Origin of the sequence: Moraxella tarda, assembly GCF_035181405.1 — a bacterium.
Lineage (GTDB): Bacteria > Pseudomonadota > Gammaproteobacteria > Pseudomonadales > Moraxellaceae > Moraxella.
The window spans coordinates 1-17,186 of record NZ_JAYGGV010000006.1 but is presented as its reverse complement, the minus strand read 5'-3'; the positions used below and the strand labels follow the sequence as shown (position 1 = coordinate 17,186).

The following is a 17,186-nucleotide window of genomic DNA, read 5'->3' as shown; positions in this document are numbered from 1 at the left end:
TCATCAACCGAGTTTCTTTTTTAAGGCTAAGATTATCCCAATGAGTTTTTAACTGAATGTGGTGTTTGTTTGTGATGAGATTAAGAGGTCTCCATACGAGCAAATAAAATCACAGGAATCAAGCCGATCAGTACAATGATGAGTGCAGGTAATGCTGCTTGGTCATAAATCCCTTCACTGGTAAGGGCGTATATTTTTACCGACAGCATCTCCCAGTCAAAAGGACGCATCATCAAGGTAATAGGCATCTCTTTGACCACATCAACAAAGCTGATCAATAAGGCGGTACTCATAGAACCTGATAGAAGCGGTAGGTATATGCGTCTGATGTTGTGAATTCCTACCGAGCCTAAGGTGTGTGCTGCTTCTATGTGGCTTGGTTTTAGCCGTTGCATACCTGACTGTATGGACGATACGCCCAAGGCCAAAAAACGAATCAAATAAGCCAACAAAAGTGCAAATAAAGTGCCCCTAAGTATTTGTGTATCTTCAAGTGCTAGGTATTCTATTAAAACATTATCTACCCATGCGATTGGCACAAACACCCCAACCGCCAGCACTGTACCTGGAATGGCATAGCCAAGCGTAGATATGCGACTTAGCACATTTGTCCAAGTATTCTTTACTTGTCTATGTGCCAACGCAATACCAAACGCAAACACACAAATTAAACACGCAGCGATACCACCAGTTGCCATAGAATGCCAAATTTGGGTAAATAGTTCTGATATATCTGTTTTTTGCCATGTATTCACCGCCCAAATAATAAGCTGTATGACAGGTATAATAAAACTAAGTGATAAAATCGTTAAGCAATAAGCAAAAGCGAGCCATTTGCCTTTGCCTGTAAGTGTCGTTTGTTGGTGATGAGTGCCACGACCTGTTGTCTCAAAGCGTTTTTTGCCACGGCTAAGTTGCTCTAAGGCGATTAAAATGAACACAAAGCCAATCAACAAGCTTGCCAACTGCTTGGCGGTTTGTAGTGAAAAAAATCCAAACCAAGATTGATAAATAGCGGTGGTAAAAGTCTCAAATCCAAAAACAGATACTGTACCAAAGTCCGCCAATACTTCCATCAATGCCAATATCGCACCCCCAGCAATCCAAGGGCGTGCCATAGGTAGGGCAATTTTAAAAAATGAGCGTAATGGCGACAGCCCTAATGAAGCCCCCACCTCCAAAGAGCGATTCCCCATACTATCAAAGGCATTTTTGGCAAGTAAATACACATAAGGATAAAAAGTTAAGCTCATTATGGTTGCTACACCAAAGCCATTTCTAATATCTGGCAATCCATTTTCAAACCCCATACTCTGCCTTAAAAAAGTACTGATAGTTCCAGAATACTCAAAAATACCCAACTGTACAAATGCCAAAACATAAGCAGGGATAGCAAGTGGCAACATCATGGTCCAGCGAAATATCCGCTGTAAAGGAAACCGATACATACAGACAAGCCAAGCAGTGCTTGTACCGAGTGTAATGACACCAAAGGCGACCGATACAGTTAAAAATATTGTATTTTTAAGCAAAATTGGGAGCTGATAGTCTAGTAAAAATTCCCAAATCTCAGCATCAAACTCCCCCAGCGATGCCACAATAACACCAAGTGGAATGATGACCAAAAAAGCACAAAGCGTGAGCCAAATATTGGCAGTCATTAGGGCTGAATATCTGCTTGTCAAATTGTTTGAAAATTTCATTGCTATCTATTGAGTTATGCTGTAAAAATAAGACACATTATACATCAATAATGATAATTTTTCTTGTTTAAATTCTTAAAATGATTTAATATAGTGTCGATATGTTATGAAAAGTAAAACAAACGGTAGTTTGTTTTTCCTATGCTTATCGTTTTTTGGTTTATGACTATTAAATTTAAACTAAGGAGTTAAAAATGTTAAAAAAATTATCTGTGCTAAGTGTGGCGGTACTAATGGCCACTCCTGCATTTGCTGATGACTTAGTGGTATATTCTTCACGCTCTCAAGAGCTTTTACAACCTATCGTCAAAAAATATGAGCAGGAAACTGGCACCAAAGTTATTTTGGTTAATGACAAAGCAGGCCCATTGATGGAAAAACTAAAAGCTGAGGGTAAAAATACGCCAGCCGATGTTTTCATTACTGTTGATGGTGGCAATCTTTGGCAGGCAGCTCAGATGGGGTTGTTTCAACCAATTAAATCTAGCACTCTAAAAGCAAATATCCCTGCACATTTAAGAGACCCAAAAAATCAGTGGTTTGGTCTGTCTGTGCGTGCTAGAACGATTTTTTACAACCCAACAAAAGTTCAGCCAAGCCAGTTATCAACCTATGCCGACCTTGCCAATCCAAAGTGGAAAGGAAAGCTGTGCCTAAGAACTTCTAACAATGTCTACAATCAATCTTTGGTTGGTACGATGCTTGCCAACCACGGCAAATCAACCACCGAAAAAGTAGTGAAAGGCTGGGTGGATAACTTGGCAACCAAGCCGTTTTCCAATGACACCAGTATGCTTGAAGCCATTGATGCAGGGCAATGTGATGTAGGTATTGGTAATACTTACTATTTTGGCCGATTGCTTGACAAAAACCCTGATCTTAATGTAAAAGTATTCTTTGCTGACCAAAAAGGTCGTGGTACGCATGTTAATGTCTCTGGGGCTGGCGTGGTCAAATATAGCGATAACGCTGCTGAGGCTCAAAAATTTATTGAGTGGCTAAGTAGCTCTAATGCTCAAAATCTATTTGCTGATTTAAACCATGAATATCCTGCCAATCCTAGAATTGCACCAGATCCAAAAGTGGCAAAATGGGGAAGTTTTAAACAAGACTTCATCAATGTCTCTATCGCAGGTCAAAACCAACAGCGAGCAATCATGCTGATGAAAAAGGTAGGATACCAATAATTGCAATTGCTTGTTTGATGTGGCAAAGTCCACTCATAAAAAACCACACCATTCACGGTGTGGTTTTTTGTTCATGGTTTGTGCATAGTAGGGCGAGCTAAATTGTAATTATAAGTAAAAAATTATTTATGCCGTTCGTTCAGGTGTATTGCTTATGCAAAAATGGCATAACTGCTTGAAAAATTACCATTTGTCATGCAATTTTAATCATGCTTAAATGGCTAATTTGTTAATTTAGTTTAAGATTTAAGAATTGGAAACAATCATGACACAAAATCAACAAAACCATAACCGTATGCAACGGTTTTTAAAGGGCGTTGAATGGCTTGGCAATCTATTGCCCCACCCTGCGATTTTATTTGTGTGGATGTCGGTCATTATGCTTGTCTTGTCGGCGGTGCTTGCTAGTCTAGGCGTGTCGGTTGCCGACCCACGCCCTATGGGTGCTAAGGGTCGTAGCGAAGACGGTATGATTTATGTAGTTAATCTACTAAATGGCGAAGGGTTGGCACGCATTGTTGAGCATTTGGTCAGTAATTTTACAGGCTTTGTGCCGTTTGGTACGGTGGTGGTGGCACTGCTTGGGGTGGGCATTGCCGAAAGCTCTGGGCTTATTTCAGCATCTTTGCGTGGGCTTGTGCTAAATGCCCCAAAAAAACTGGTTACGCTTGTGGTTGTCTTTGCTGGCATTATGTCCAACACGGCAGCCGAACTTGGCTATGTGGTGCTTATTCCGCTGGCGGCGATGATTTTTTATTCACTGGGTCGCCACCCTTTGGCAGGACTTGCCGCTGCCTTTGCAGGGGTGTCAGGCGGTTATAGTGCCAATTTATTGCTTGGTACGGTTGACCCCTTGTTGTCAGGCATTACCCAAGAAGCAGCACGGATTATTGACCCAGATTATGTGGTTGGCACAGAAGCCAACTGGTATTTTATGGCATTTAGCACTTTTTTAATTAGTGGCTTAGGTTATGTGATTACCGAAAAAATCGTTGAACCCAGCCTTGGCGTGTATAATCCTGATGATGCAGACGACAAAAGCGTGCTAAATCACAAAATTGAGCGACTGACCAATCTTGAAAAAAAGGGACTGATTTGGGCAGGGGTATCAGCGTTGATATTTTGTGGACTGCTTGCGTGGACAGTTGTGCCAGCTGACGGTATTTTACGCCACCCACAAACCCACTTAGTAGCAGGCTCGCCATTTTTAAAGGGTATTGTGGTGTTTATTTTTGTGTTTTTTGCAGTGCCTGGTTTGGTGTATGGCAAGATAACCCGTTCATTTAAAAATAATAACGATGTTGTGGGTGCAATGAGTGCGTCAATGGCATCGCTTAGCCAGTATATTGTGCTGGTGTTTTTTGCCGCCCAATTTATTGCTTTTTTTAATTGGTCAAATATTGGGCAGGTTATGGCAGTATCTGGGGCAACTTTATTGCAAGATATTGGTTTGACAGGTCCTATGCTCCTTGTTGGCTTTATTTTGATTTGCACAGTTGTCAATTTAATGCTGGCATCGGCATCGGCACAATGGGCAATTACCGCTCCTATTTTTGTGCCAATGCTTATGCTGACAGGCTATGCCCCAGAAGTCATTCAAGCAGCTTATCGGATTGGCGATTCGTCCACCAACATCATCACGCCAATGCTTAGTTATTTTGGGCTAATCATGGCGGTGGCAATCCGCTACAAAAAAGACACAGGCGTCGGTACTTTAATGGCAATGATGTTGCCATATTCGGTGGCGTTTTTGACAGTGTGGACGCTTGCATTTTATGTTTGGGTATTTGTATTAGGATTACCTGTTGGACCAGGTTCGGCAACTTATTACGCACCTTAATGATGATTGATATAAAAAAATCCCCAAATTTAGGGGATTTTTTTGTCGTGATGGGTGGGTTAGCCAACCAGCTGCGTCAAAATTTTTCCATAAATCAGCGTCAATTTTTCCAAATCATCAACTGCCACTTTTTCGTCAATTTGGTGAATGGTGTCGTTGAGTACGCCAAGCTCTACTACTTGGGCATTCATGATTGGGGCAATAAAGCGACCATCTGATGTACCGCCAGATGTAGAAAGCTGGGTGTCTACGCCTGTCACGCTTTTGATGGCATACGCCACGGCATCAACAAAATCGCCTTTTGGTGTCAAAAATGGCTCTCCTGATAAGCTCCATTGTATTTGATAATGTGCTTGGCTGTTGTCAAAATATTTGTCAATGATGGCGTGTGTTTTTGCTTTTAGGCTCTCAGCGGTGGATTCGGTGGAGAAACGAAAATTAAATAGCACCTCTACACTATTGGGAATGACATTATTTGCTCCTGTACCACCGTTGATATTACTGATTTGCATACTGGTGGCGGGAAAATATTCGTTGCCGTTATCCCAATGAGTTTGGGTGAGTTCGGCTAAGGCTGGTGCAAGTGCGTGAATGGGATTAACCGCCAAATGCGGATAGGCGATATGCCCTTGCTTGCCTGTAATGATGAGCTTGCCACTTAATGAGCCACGCCGACCATTTTTGATGACATCGCCCAATATTTTGGTGCTAGATGGCTCACCCACAAGACAATAATCCATGCGTTCACCACGCTCAGCAAGTGCTTTTACCACCTCTTTTGTGCCGTTGATTGCTACGCCTTCTTCATCAGCGGTGATCAACAAAGAGATACTGCCTTGGTGATGGGGATTGTTATTGATGAAATGCTTACATGCCACAACAAAGCACGCAATCGCAGTCTTCATGTCAGATGCACCACGACCCCATAAATAGCCATCGGCGACAGTTGCCAAAAAAGGTGGATAAGTCCACAGGCTTTCATCGCCAGCAGGCACCACATCAGTATGCCCTGCAAAGCATAAGTGCGGTGCGGTGGGGCTAGCCCCCTTTTTTTTGGCATAAAGATTTTTAATTTGGGCGTTGTTACCTGTATCGTTAGGATCGCCAAAATATAAAAACTCACATTCAAAGCCTAATTTGGTCAATTCATGAGCCAAAATATTTTGACACTCAAAGTCATTGGGTGTAACGGAGGGCTGTTTTAATAGGGCGGTAGATAAAGATAAGGTGGGGCTCATATGATCGGTCTTAATGATTAAAATGACTGTGATAACACAGATTGGGCAAAAAGATTTTAAAAAATGTTTGAAAAAGATATATTGTAGCAGATTCTAAGAAAAAAGTAAGGAGCGTAACAAGGTGTCTATTTGTGTTCATTTTGTATTCATTGGCATTACAAAGATTGATGAATATACAAAATAATATTTTATTGTAAACCAACATTATGTTATTATATTACAAAATAACATAGGAGAAATATGAATGACAACTTATAAGGCCTTGCCATTGGCCGTATTGACGCTTTTGGCCCAAGCAGCCTATGCCGATGTGGTGTCTGATGAACCCGACTTAAAACTGGGGCATATGGCAATCACATTAAACAGGACTATATCATCTAGTGATGCTTTTGATGATAGTAAAAAAGCAAGCGACATGACAGTTACTAAGGATAAGCTCAAGCACCGCTCATCAACATTGGGCAATGCTTTGGCTGCTGAAAGTGGCATTCATTCCAATCCGTTTGGCGGTGGGGCTTCTGCTCCTGTCGTGCGTGGTCAGGAAGGTGTGCGGGTTAAGATTTTGCAAAACGGCTCTGCAGTTGCCGATATGTCCACGGTTAGCCCTGACCATGCTGTTGCCGTAGATACGCTCCTTGCCAGTCGTGTGGAAGTGGTGCGTGGTGCGTCCACACTCATGCACGCCAACGCCTCGCCTGCAGGTGTGATTAATGTCATTGACAATCGTATTCCAGACAAAATGCCAGCAGGTATCACAGGTGAGACGATGTTGCGTTTTAATGCTGGGAGCGATGAAAAACTTGCCATAGCAGGGGTTTCTGCTCCTTTGAATGACAAACTCGTTTTAAGATTGGAAGCCATGGGACGAGACGCCAACCCCTATAATGTGCCTGCCATTAACTTTGGTAAAGTGTTAAATTATTTGCCAGATTCTTATAATAAATCTACCGTTGGTACATTGGGTTTGTCTTATATTGGCAATCAAGGGCATATTGGCTTGGCATATAGCGAACGCAAAGATAAATATGGACTGGTTGGGCATAATCATAAGTTTGATGAATGTAGTGGACATGTTTCTGACACGAGCTCCAACAGCACATGGGGAGGGTCTGAACGTAAATATCTATCCCCTTATCCACACCTAATGCGTGATGAGGATTTGATTATTGCAGAGGGTCTGCATGTACATTGTCCAAGAGATATTACTTCAGACCCAGGCCACAGCCATAAAAACCCCTATGGACATGTTCATGACCATACCCAAAAAGGTCCTTGGGTAGATATGACATCAAAAACTTTTTCTCTGCAAGGCGAAATTAATCACCCAATCCCAAGCATTGACAAAATCCGCCTAACAGCCAGCCACAGCGACTATAAACATCAAGAATACGACGACGGCAAACACATTCCTGACCCTGCCTTTGGCAAGGTATTTGTACAGGGTAATACTTCGTATTGGGGTAATAAAGGTTTAACATCAAAATTGTCTATTCACCAATCACCTACCGACCGCCTATCCTTTGTTTGGGGATTTGATAATCAAAACAATAAAACCTATGCCCTTATCCCAAGCAATAAAGAAAAAAAGGAAAACCGTCGTCTTTTGGTAAAAAATACCCAAAAAACGCACAGCATTTTTGGGCTTAGTGAATACAAAATCGGCAATGTAAAACTCCACACCGCCCTACGTCGTGAACATACCAGTATTCCTATAGAATATAACATGGACGAAATTAATGCTGCAATCGCACAAGGTGAGGGCAAACAAGAATTGCCCGATTTAACACCTTATCAAAGCACCGCCACTTCATATGCCGTAGGGGCAATATGGGACGTTACACCAAAACTTCGCCTTGATACCACTTTTTCGCACAATGAACGCACACCAACGCCTATGGAGCTTTACTATCATGGTAAACATTTGGCGACCAATTCATTTTTATATGGCAAAAAAGATTTAGACAAAGAAAAATCGGACAACGGTGAGCTGGGGTTAACCTTTAAAGGCGATAAATGGCGTGTCAAAGGCAGTATTTATGCCAATAAATTTGATAATTATATTCACCCAGAAAATCTGTACAAACTTGGCAATTTAACTCTGCGTCGTTTTACCCAGTCCAAAGCGAAATTAAAAGGAGCAGAACTAGAAATTGGCTATCAATTTAATCCAAATTTAAATATCAGTGTATTTGGCGATATGGTGCGTGGCAAATTATATGATTTTGCTCCGCTTGTTGGTAAAAACATTTTGGGCGAGCCTTATAAGTGTATATTAAAAGACGAAGATGGCGAGTATGAAGATGAGTGTAAAGATGTTATTGGTCAAGACACCATCGCACGCCCTGACCGCCACCCACCACGTCTATCCCCTGACCGTATCGGTATGCGTATCAACGGCGAGTATGGCAACTTCTCGCCATCGCTAGAGTTTATCCGTGTTTTTGACCAAAACCGTACTTCCAACTCTGTTGCTGCCAAATATAACAGCGAATGTACCCACCACCAATACGGCAATGAGCGTCTATGTCCTATTTTTATCCAAGAAGATGCAACCAAAGGTTATAATCTGCTGAATTTAGGTTTGGATTATCATCGCCGTATCGGCAATACCGATACAACTTGGTCCATTCGTGGCAATAATCTGTTGAATGAAAAAATCTATATTCACAACTCATTTTTGCCTTTTGTTCCGCAACAAGGACGAAATATAAGCTTGGCAGCAGAAATGAAGTTTTAGTATGCGTCAAAATACCCCAAACATCGGCATGAGACTTGCTGGGATTTGGGGATTTTAAACCAAGTAAGCCCCACTGTTTTTTTGTTTTGGTATTTGACTTATCATGCAGTACCTAAGGGTAAGTCAAATGCCATGGGGTTTTTAGTTGTCAGACCCCATCATCTCGCCTTAGCCAAGTAGCAATAGAAAAACGCTGGCGGTTGGTGATTTCTACTTGGTGTTGTAAATTACTATCAAAAATAACAAGGCGGTTGAGTTGTGGTGTCAGTTGTGTGGTGTTGCCTGCTTTATTTATGACCGTAATCTGGCCACCATCGTCATTGGACCAGTTGTCATTAAGATAAAAAACTGCCGAAATAACCCTCTCATCTCGTCCCTTGGGGTTGTCTGAGTGCCATTGATAACCAAAGCCTGGTGGATAACAAGCATAATGAGCCTCTGACGAGCGAATGCCTGCGTACAGCGTCTGATTAAAATATCGCCCAAGTTCATCAATGGCACTAAGATATGCCATGCCCACAGGGCAAGATTCATCAATCCAGCGAATGCTATCACCACGAATCTCTGTTTGTCTTTCACCATGTGTCAGTTTTGCTTCTTTGTAATCAATAAAGCCACTTTCAGCTTGCAAGATGGTCAAATCTTGAGTGGCAAAGACATCATCAATGACCATCGTGCCTGTGGTAATAAAGTCATCGAGTTTTGGGTTGATGAGGGTGTGCCAATCGATATCAAAAGCTGTCATCATACAGATAAATAAAAAATAGCCAAAAATCGTCAGTTATGCTACCATAAGTCATTTAAAATAACACGCACTTTTATTATGAATTATAAACACGCTTATCACGCTGGCAATTTTGCTGATGTTGCCAAACATATTTTGCTGTTACAGCTACTTGCTCAATTTTCTGCCAAGGGCAAGCCTTTTTATGTGCTAGATGCTTATGGTGGCAGGGGGCTGTATTCGTTGGACAGTGATGAGGCAAATAAAACAGCAGAATCCGATAAAGGCATTCGTGCTTTGGAGCGTGCCACATTAACAACCCCACCTAAGGCCATTGCTCAATATCTGTTAGACTTGCAAATCGCCCGCAAAATTTATGATGAGCATGTCTATCCAGGGTCGCCTTGGTGGATTGCTAACCACGCTTTGAATCACTCAGCCGATGCACCCATTAGGGCTGAATCATTTGAGGCGGTAGCAGACGAGTATGATGCACTAAATTATCAGTTGTATCAATTACCCATCGGTATTCATCATCGAGATGCTTTTGAAGGTGTGCCTGCGGTGTTGCCACCTAAAGAAAAGCGAGGCATGATCTTGCTTGATCCACCCTTTGAGCAAGAACATAAGGATTTTGGCCGTTTGGTGGATTTGCTTGTGGCAAGTCATAAAAAGTTTTCAACAGGCACATTTGTATTATGGTATCCGATTAAAAACAAAGAAGCGGTTGAGCTGTTTTATAAAAAAATGAAACGAACCGCCATTCGTCGCCAGCTTATTTGCGAGCTAAATCTATATCCCAATGATGTGGCGGTTGGTATCAATGGCACAGGATTGCACATCATCAACCCACCTTGGCAGTTTGAAGAACACGCCAAAAATATCTTACAAACGCTTGCTCCCATCTTAAAACCAAAAGACGCCCCTGCCATGACCATTGATGAGATGGTGGTGGTTAAGTGGCTTGTGGGTGAATAGTTTTTAATAACGACAAAGATTATCATGACAAACCAAAATCCTAAGCACCCTGATGAGCATGATGGCATCACCTTTGAGGTGGTGGAAGCAGAGCAAGACGGCGACAACAAAAAGGTCAGTCGTGGGGTGTATCTTGTGCCAAATCTTTTTACCACTGCCTCTATGCTTTCGGCATTTTTTTCTATTGTCGCCAGCAGTGAAGGGCGGTTTTATCAAGCAAGTCTTGCCATTTTTATATCGGCATTTTTGGACGGTATGGATGGGCGTGCTGCTCGTATGTTGAATGCCCAAAGCCCTTTTGGTGAACAGCTTGATAGCCTTGCTGACTGCATCGCCTTTGGGCTTGCACCTGCGGTACTCATGTATCATTTTGCTTTGCATGATTTGGGGCGGATTGGACTTGCTTGTGCGTTTGTATTTTCAGCTTGTGCAGCATTTCGTCTTGCCAGATTTAATGTGCAAATCAACATCGTTGATAAAAAATACTTTATTGGTGTAGCAAGTCCTTTGGCGGCAATATTGGTGGCATCAAGCGTGATGGTTATTAAAGACCATATCGGTGCCATTTCTCAAATCTTGGCCATCGCTTGTGCGGTGTGGACGGTCATCTGTGGGCTATTGATGGTGAGTAATGTCAAATATTACAGCTTTAAAGAATTTGATCGCCAAAAAGTTCCTTTTGTTGCTTTGATTTTGGGCGTGCTTGTTATGGCGATTGTGCTATATGACATTCCTGTGGGGGTGTTGGCGATTGGTGTGATTTATGCCTTATCAGGATTGTGGACGACATTTTTTGCCAAAAATTCGTGATTAAGGCGTAATGATTGGTTGTTTAAATTTGATTTTATTAGTAATTTTAGTATTGACAAACATTAAAATGATCGTATCTTACTTCAGCGTTCAGCGTTCAGCGTTCAGCGTTCAGCGTTCAGCGTTCAGCGTTCAGCGTTCAGCGTTCAGCGTTCAGCGTTCAGCGTTCAGCGTTCAGCGTTCAGCCAAATTATTCCTAAATACCGCTAAAAGTCAAGCTTTTAGCGGTGTAAATTCTCTATTTTTCAAAAAAAGTCCGTCTTTGCATGGGCTTTTTTTGTTGTCTAAAATCACTCAACAGGCGGTGCAAAATGACTGACACCGCCCAAACCACCAAAAAACCCAAGCAAACCAAATCCAAAGAGCGAGTGGCGGATTTTGGTGAAGTGTTTACGGCCGAAAAAGAAGTAAACGCAATGCTGAATCTATTGCCCCAAACCATTTGGAATAAAATTACCAATACTTTTTTGGAACCCGCTTGCGGTACGGGCAATTTTTTGGCAGAGATTTTGAGCCGAAAACTTGCGATTGTTTTGAAATCTGCACAAATCAACAAAAGCCAAAAATCCCCCAAATACTCAAAATTTCATTATGAACGAAATGCGATTTATGCCATATCATCAATTTATGGTATCGAATTGTTATTGGATAATTGTAACGAATGTCGAAAACGCCTGCTGGATATATTCAGCACGCATTATCAAACCTATTTTAAAGATATTGATGATGAGGTCATAAGAGTGGCTGAATTTTTATTAACTAAAAACATCATCAATGGCGATGCACTCACTTTAAAAGATTTAAATGATGAGCCCATCATATTTAGCGAGTGGGAGTTCATTAACGACATTCAAATCAATCGCCGTGATTATATTTACCGTGATTTGATTGATAAAGCCAGTGATCGAGAATTGCCATTATTTTCTGATTTGGGCGAAGAGGCCTACATTCCTACACCCATTAAAGAATATTTTCCGATTCATTTTTTAACGCTATATGAACAAGGATAAGCGTATGCAAGTAGAAAACATTCAAGTAGATAGCAACATCGTTCCTGATTTGGATAACATCAACCAAGGTCAGTTGTCATTTTTTGAACAAGTTTATAACCCTGATGTGCTTGATTGTCTATCCAGTCTATCCAATGACGAAGTATTTACATCGCCACGGCTTGCCAATCAAATGCTGGATTTATTGCCTGATAGTATTTGGCAAAATAAAAATGCTAAGTTTTTAGACCCTGTGTGTAAGTCAGGCGTATTTTTAAGAGAAATCGTCAAACGCCTAGACAAAGGTTTACAAAAACAAATCCCAAACAAACAAATTCGCATCAACCACATTCTCAAAAACCAAGTATTTGGCATTGCCATTACTGGATTGACCGCCCTATTATCACGGCGTAGCGTGTATTGTGCCAAAACTGCCAATTCACCATTATCCATTTGTGATGAATTTGACAATGAAATGGGCAATATCATTTTTGGTAATGCCAATCATATATTTGAAAACGGCAAATGCCGTGAGTGCGGTGCAAGTTACGATGTTTTTGGCAATAGACAAGGGCTAGAAAACCACGCTTATGCGTTTATTCATAGCAATAAAGACAATGAATTTAAAGAGATTTTAAAAATGCAATTTGATGTGATTATTGGCAATCCGCCTTATCAATTAAATACTACTGGTCACGGAGCTCAGGCAACACCAATATATCATTTGTTTGTAGAGCAAGCCAAAAAATTAAATCCTGAATTTTTAATTATGATTACCCCAAGTCGTTGGTTTACAGGAGGAATGGGATTAAATTCTTTTAGAGATGGTATGATAAATGATAAACGCATTAAAGAGATTCACGACTTTCCCAATTCCAAAGATTGTTTTGATAATGTGGAAATCAAAGGTGGTGTAAATTATTTTTTATGGGATAAAAATTATAATGGCGATTGTGAAGTATTTACTTATGAAAATGGGCATTGTATATCACAAGCCAAAAGACCTTTAAAAGAAAAAGGAATGAGTATTTTTATTCGTTATAATCAAGCAGTTTTTATTTTAAATAAAGTTAGAAGTCTAGGAGAAAAAAGCTTTAGCGATAATATTAGTTCACAAAAACCTTTTGGTTTTCCAACGAATTTTAAAGGAAATTTTAAGCCCTATGCAAATTGCAATGAAAATGTTGTTTTGTATCAAAATAGTGGTATTGGCTATGTAAAAATGTCGGAGATAACAAAAAATAGAGATTTGGTACTAAAGCATAAAGTATTAACACCAAAGGCGATTGGTAGTGGAAATGGAAAAACTGATAAAGTTAACCCAATCTATGCAGGGGTTAATTCTGCTTGTACAGAAACTTATATTGTTATTGGTGCTTTTGAAAGTGAAAAGATGTGCAACAATGTAATTAGTTATATAAATACACAATTTTTTCATTTTATGCTAACTTTAAAAAAGAATACACAAGACGCATTAAGAGGAGTTTATGAACTTATACCTACGCAAGATTTTTCTAAATCTTGGACAGATGAAGAGTTGTTTGCAAAGTATGGGTTTAATAATGACGATATTAGATATATACAAGAAATGATACGCCCAATGGATAATGATACTGGTGTAAAACCTAAAAAATCTCGTGGTAAAAAGACTGTACAATCAGAGTTGGATTTGGAGAGTGGTGATGAGTAAAGCAATTCCACATTTGTTAAAAACAAGAAATGTATCTTTTCCTACAAAAGGAGCCTTTCAAAAGCACCTAAAAAGCATTTATGACAAAGCTAAAGCAAATAAAAGTGGCTTGGTTGATTGTGATAATGATATTTTGGATTTAAAAGATTTTATTCAAGATTATTGCGACAAATCTGAGCGATTGCTAGATATTTTTGATTTGGATAATTGCCATTTCATTGTCAAAAAATCGCCAGATTATACTACAAAGTGTCTATTTATTGTTGATAATAATACAGGTAATCAAGAGCAACTTAGTGTTTATGATTTTGGTAATCCGCCTGATGCAAAAACTGGTTTTTATTCATTTTGTCGTTATACAATTATGTGGTTAAAATTTGAATATCGTAGAAAATTTTCTGAACATCTTGGCATTGATTATAATGAATATGATTTATGGCACAAAAAACCAACAACCAAACAAATAATTGATGAATTTATTGAATTTAAAGAAATTGGCGAGAAATTAGATGAAGTTGTTTCCGAAAATTTTAAAGGAAATAACGCTTTTTATTTGTCGGAAAAATATAAATTCTTAAACCAAGAATTTATTGAATTCTATCAATACAAAGTTGCAACCGAATTATTTTTTGAATTAAAGTTGAGAAAATAAAATGACCCACCCAACCTTTGCCCAAATTCACGCCCCAAAGATTTATGTGTATTCAGACAGCCGTTATCCAAATTGTCTTAAAGTTGGCTATACCGCCCAAGAAACGGTTATGGAGCGAATGAAACAGCATTATCCAACCGTTACGCCAAGCCAAAGTTGGAAACTAGAATTTGAGTCGTTGGCGATTAAAGATGATGGCAGTTATTTTAAAGATTTTGCTGTTTTTAATGAATTAAAGAAAATGGGCATTAACCGCATTGCAGGCGAATGGTTTGACTGCGATATTGATACCATAAAAAACGCCATTTTAAATATCAAGCAAGCCAAAACTTTTGAAAAACAAAGAACGCAAGATTTTAAAATGCGTCCAGAGCAATTATTGGCGGTGAATAAAACCGCCCATTATTTTAATTGTATCAAAAAAGAAGCACAAAATCGTACACCACATTTTTTGTGGAATGCCAAAATGCGATTTGGCAAAACTTTTGCCACTTATCAATTAGCCAAGAAATTAAATTGGCAAAAAATATTGATTTTAACTTTTAAGCCTGCGGTCAAAAATGCGTGGCAAGAAGATTTGGTTAGCCATAGCGATTTTGATGGTTGGCAATTTATCAGCCGTGATAGTGAATTGAAAATAGATGATTATGATAAAAATCGCCCAATGGTGTATTTTGCGTCTTTTCAAGATGTGCTTGGCAAAGACAAATTTGGCAATATTAAGCCCAAAAACGAATGGTTACACACCATAAATTGGGATTGTGTGGTATTTGATGAATACCATTTTGGGGCGTGGCGTGATAATGCCAAATCGCTTTTTGCCAAAGATGATGAATTGGCAAAAATGCAAAATGAATATCAAGAAATGGAAATTGGGGTAGAAAGTTTTGATGAAAATGAATTGCCCATTACCACAGAGCATTATTTGTATTTGTCGGGTACGCCATTTAGAGCGATTGCCAGTGGTGAATTTATTGAAGAGCAGATTTTTAACTGGACATATTCAGATGAACAAAAAGCCAAGCTGACTTGGCAGGGTGAGAACAATCCTTATTTGTCCTTGCCACAGATGATGCTTTTGACCTATCAACTGCCAGAGCATATCCGCCAAATTGCCACAGGTGGTGAGTTTAATGAATTTGATTTGAACGAGTTTTTCAAAGCCGATGGCACAGGCAAAAAAGCCAAATTTAAATATCAAGATGAAGTGCAAAAATGGCTGGATTTAATTCGTGATAATCTTGATGAAATGATAGTTACCAATTTAAAACAAGGCAATGCCAAACCGCCCATGCCATTTAGCGATGCCAATTTATTAAACAGCTTATTGCATAGTATTTGGTATTTGCCAAATATAGCAAGCTGTTTTGCCATGGCGAATTTATTGGGTTCTGTCAATAACAAATTTTATCACGATTACAAGGTTATTGTATCGGCAGGAAATGATGCAGGCATGGGGGCAGATGCGTTAATTCCTGTTAATCAGGCGATGGGCGATAATCCGTTGGCGACCAAATCGATTACCTTGTCTTGTGGTAAGCTTATGACAGGCGTGAGCGTGCCTGCGTGGACAGGGATTTTTATGTTAAGAAACATGACAAGCCCAGAGACTTATTTTCAATCGGCGTTTCGTGTGCAGACCCCATGGGTGGTGCGTGGCGAAAACGACAGCCAAATTATCAAAGAGCAATGCTATGTGTTTGATTTTGCACCCAACCGCGCCTTATGCCAAATCGCTGAATATGCAGGGCGATTAAATACCAAGGATGTCAGCCCTGAGAATAAGGTTGCTGAATTCATTGCCTTTTTGCCTGTGCTTGCTTATGATGGTTCTGCGATGCAACAAGTGGATGCCAAATTGCTTTTAGATATGGCAATGAGTGGTACTACCGCGACGCTATTGGCTCGCCGTTGGCAATCGGCCATGTTGGTAAATGTAGATGACCTTACTTTAAAAACCTTGATGGCAAATCAAGATGCGATGGATGCTTTGATGAAAATTGAAGAATTTCGTAGTCTTAATGATGATATTGAGTTGGTTGTCGCTCGCTCTGATAAAGTAAAAGGCTTAAAAGAAAAAGCCAAAGAAAATGACGGCGAGCTGTCCAAAGAAGATAAAAAAGCATTGACAGAAGAAGAGAAAAAAGAAAAAAGTCTACGCAAGCAAATTCAAGATAAGCTTGTTAAGTTCGCCACTCGCATTCCAATTTTTATGTATCTAAGCGATTATCGTGAGCACACTTTGCTAGATGTGATTACCGAGCTTGAGCCTGATTTATTCACCAGAGTAACAGGGCTTAGCCAAGCAGATTTTGCACTTTTGGTATCGCTGAATGTCTTTAATGAAAGTGTGATGAATGATGCGGTGTATAAATTTAAACGCTATGAAGATGCCAGCCTAGAATATGTAGGTATTCATCGAGATAATGAGTATGTTGGTCTTTATAATACGGTAGTTAAAAATGACTACCATCTCAATTAATGGTGTAATAAGATGATGGCAAAGTGGGTTGATTTGATTGAAATTAAAAAATTAATTAAAATCAACAACATACAAACTTTCTCCCATTTCCCCCAAAAAACCACTTTACAACCATTAAAATTAGCGTATAATACGCACCACTCAAGCAGACAAGCA

At 39.9% G+C, this 17,186-nt stretch carries 13 protein-coding genes; 10 read left to right on the top strand and 3 right to left on the bottom strand.

Features of this window, described 5'->3' with window-relative positions:
• Positions 1-80 precede the first annotated feature (80 nt).
• The gene (locus U9670_RS07540; protein WP_323842098.1) at positions 81-1,703 is read right to left on the bottom strand and encodes an ABC transporter permease; all 1,623 of its coding nucleotides are present in this window, start codon (positions 1,701-1,703) and stop codon (positions 81-83) included.
• A gap of 194 nt (positions 1,704-1,897) precedes the next feature.
• Between U9670_RS07540 and U9670_RS07535 the strand changes: the two genes are divergently transcribed.
• On the top strand, positions 1,898-2,890 hold the full coding sequence (locus U9670_RS07535) for an extracellular solute-binding protein (protein ID WP_323842099.1): 993 nt from the start codon (positions 1,898-1,900) through the stop codon (positions 2,888-2,890).
• A 265-nt stretch (positions 2,891-3,155) separates the two neighbouring features.
• Positions 3,156-4,730, top strand: coding sequence for an AbgT family transporter (locus tag U9670_RS07530; RefSeq protein ID WP_323842100.1), 1,575 nt, complete (start codon positions 3,156-3,158; stop codon positions 4,728-4,730).
• 59 nt (positions 4,731-4,789) lie between these two features.
• On the opposite strand, the gene dapE is transcribed toward U9670_RS07530, so the two are convergent.
• A complete protein-coding gene (gene dapE / locus U9670_RS07525) occupies positions 4,790-5,968 on the bottom strand; it encodes a succinyl-diaminopimelate desuccinylase (protein WP_323842101.1) in 1,179 nt (392 codons plus the stop codon).
• A 244-nt stretch (positions 5,969-6,212) separates the two neighbouring features.
• Between dapE and U9670_RS07520 the strand changes: the two genes are divergently transcribed.
• Entirely contained in the window at positions 6,213-8,705 is a 2,493-nt protein-coding gene (locus U9670_RS07520; protein WP_323842102.1) for a TonB-dependent receptor, read from the top strand.
• 148 nt (positions 8,706-8,853) lie between these two features.
• On the opposite strand, the gene U9670_RS07515 is transcribed toward U9670_RS07520, so the two are convergent.
• Positions 8,854-9,450, bottom strand: a complete 597-nt coding sequence (locus U9670_RS07515; protein WP_323842103.1) for a 2OG-Fe(II) oxygenase — start codon at positions 9,448-9,450, stop codon at positions 8,854-8,856.
• Between the two features lie 78 nt (positions 9,451-9,528).
• On the opposite strand from U9670_RS07515, the gene U9670_RS07510 reads away from it, so the two are divergent.
• From U9670_RS07510 to U9670_RS07480, 7 genes are all read left to right on the top strand, one after another.
• Positions 9,529-10,407 (top strand): 23S rRNA (adenine(2030)-N(6))-methyltransferase RlmJ, encoded by an 879-nt coding sequence (locus tag U9670_RS07510; RefSeq protein WP_323842104.1) that lies wholly within the window; start codon positions 9,529-9,531, stop codon positions 10,405-10,407.
• Positions 10,408-10,431: 24 nt separating this feature from the next.
• On the top strand, positions 10,432-11,217 hold the full coding sequence (gene pssA, locus U9670_RS07505; RefSeq protein ID WP_323842105.1) for a CDP-diacylglycerol--serine O-phosphatidyltransferase: 786 nt from the start codon (positions 10,432-10,434) through the stop codon (positions 11,215-11,217).
• A 67-nt stretch (positions 11,218-11,284) separates the two neighbouring features.
• Positions 11,285-11,536: a hypothetical protein gene (locus tag U9670_RS07500; protein ID WP_323842637.1), complete on the top strand. Its 252-nt coding sequence runs from the start codon at positions 11,285-11,287 to the stop codon at positions 11,534-11,536.
• Positions 11,529-12,227 (top strand): restriction endonuclease subunit M, encoded by a 699-nt coding sequence (locus U9670_RS07495; protein WP_323842106.1) that lies wholly within the window; start codon positions 11,529-11,531, stop codon positions 12,225-12,227. Before U9670_RS07500 ends, U9670_RS07495 begins: the two co-directional genes overlap by 8 nt.
• A gap of 4 nt (positions 12,228-12,231) precedes the next feature.
• Complete coding sequence (locus U9670_RS07490; RefSeq protein ID WP_323842107.1) at positions 12,232-13,896, top strand: Eco57I restriction-modification methylase domain-containing protein; 1,665 nt, start codon at positions 12,232-12,234, stop codon at positions 13,894-13,896.
• Positions 13,889-14,548 carry a hypothetical protein gene (locus tag U9670_RS07485; RefSeq protein ID WP_323842108.1) on the top strand — a complete coding sequence of 220 codons (660 nt, stop codon included), beginning with the start codon at positions 13,889-13,891 and terminating at the stop codon, positions 14,546-14,548. Before U9670_RS07490 ends, U9670_RS07485 begins: the two co-directional genes overlap by 8 nt.
• A 1-nt stretch (position 14,549) precedes the next feature.
• Positions 14,550-17,030, top strand: a complete 2,481-nt coding sequence (locus U9670_RS07480; protein WP_323842109.1) for a DEAD/DEAH box helicase — start codon at positions 14,550-14,552, stop codon at positions 17,028-17,030.
• Positions 17,031-17,186 lie beyond the last annotated feature (156 nt).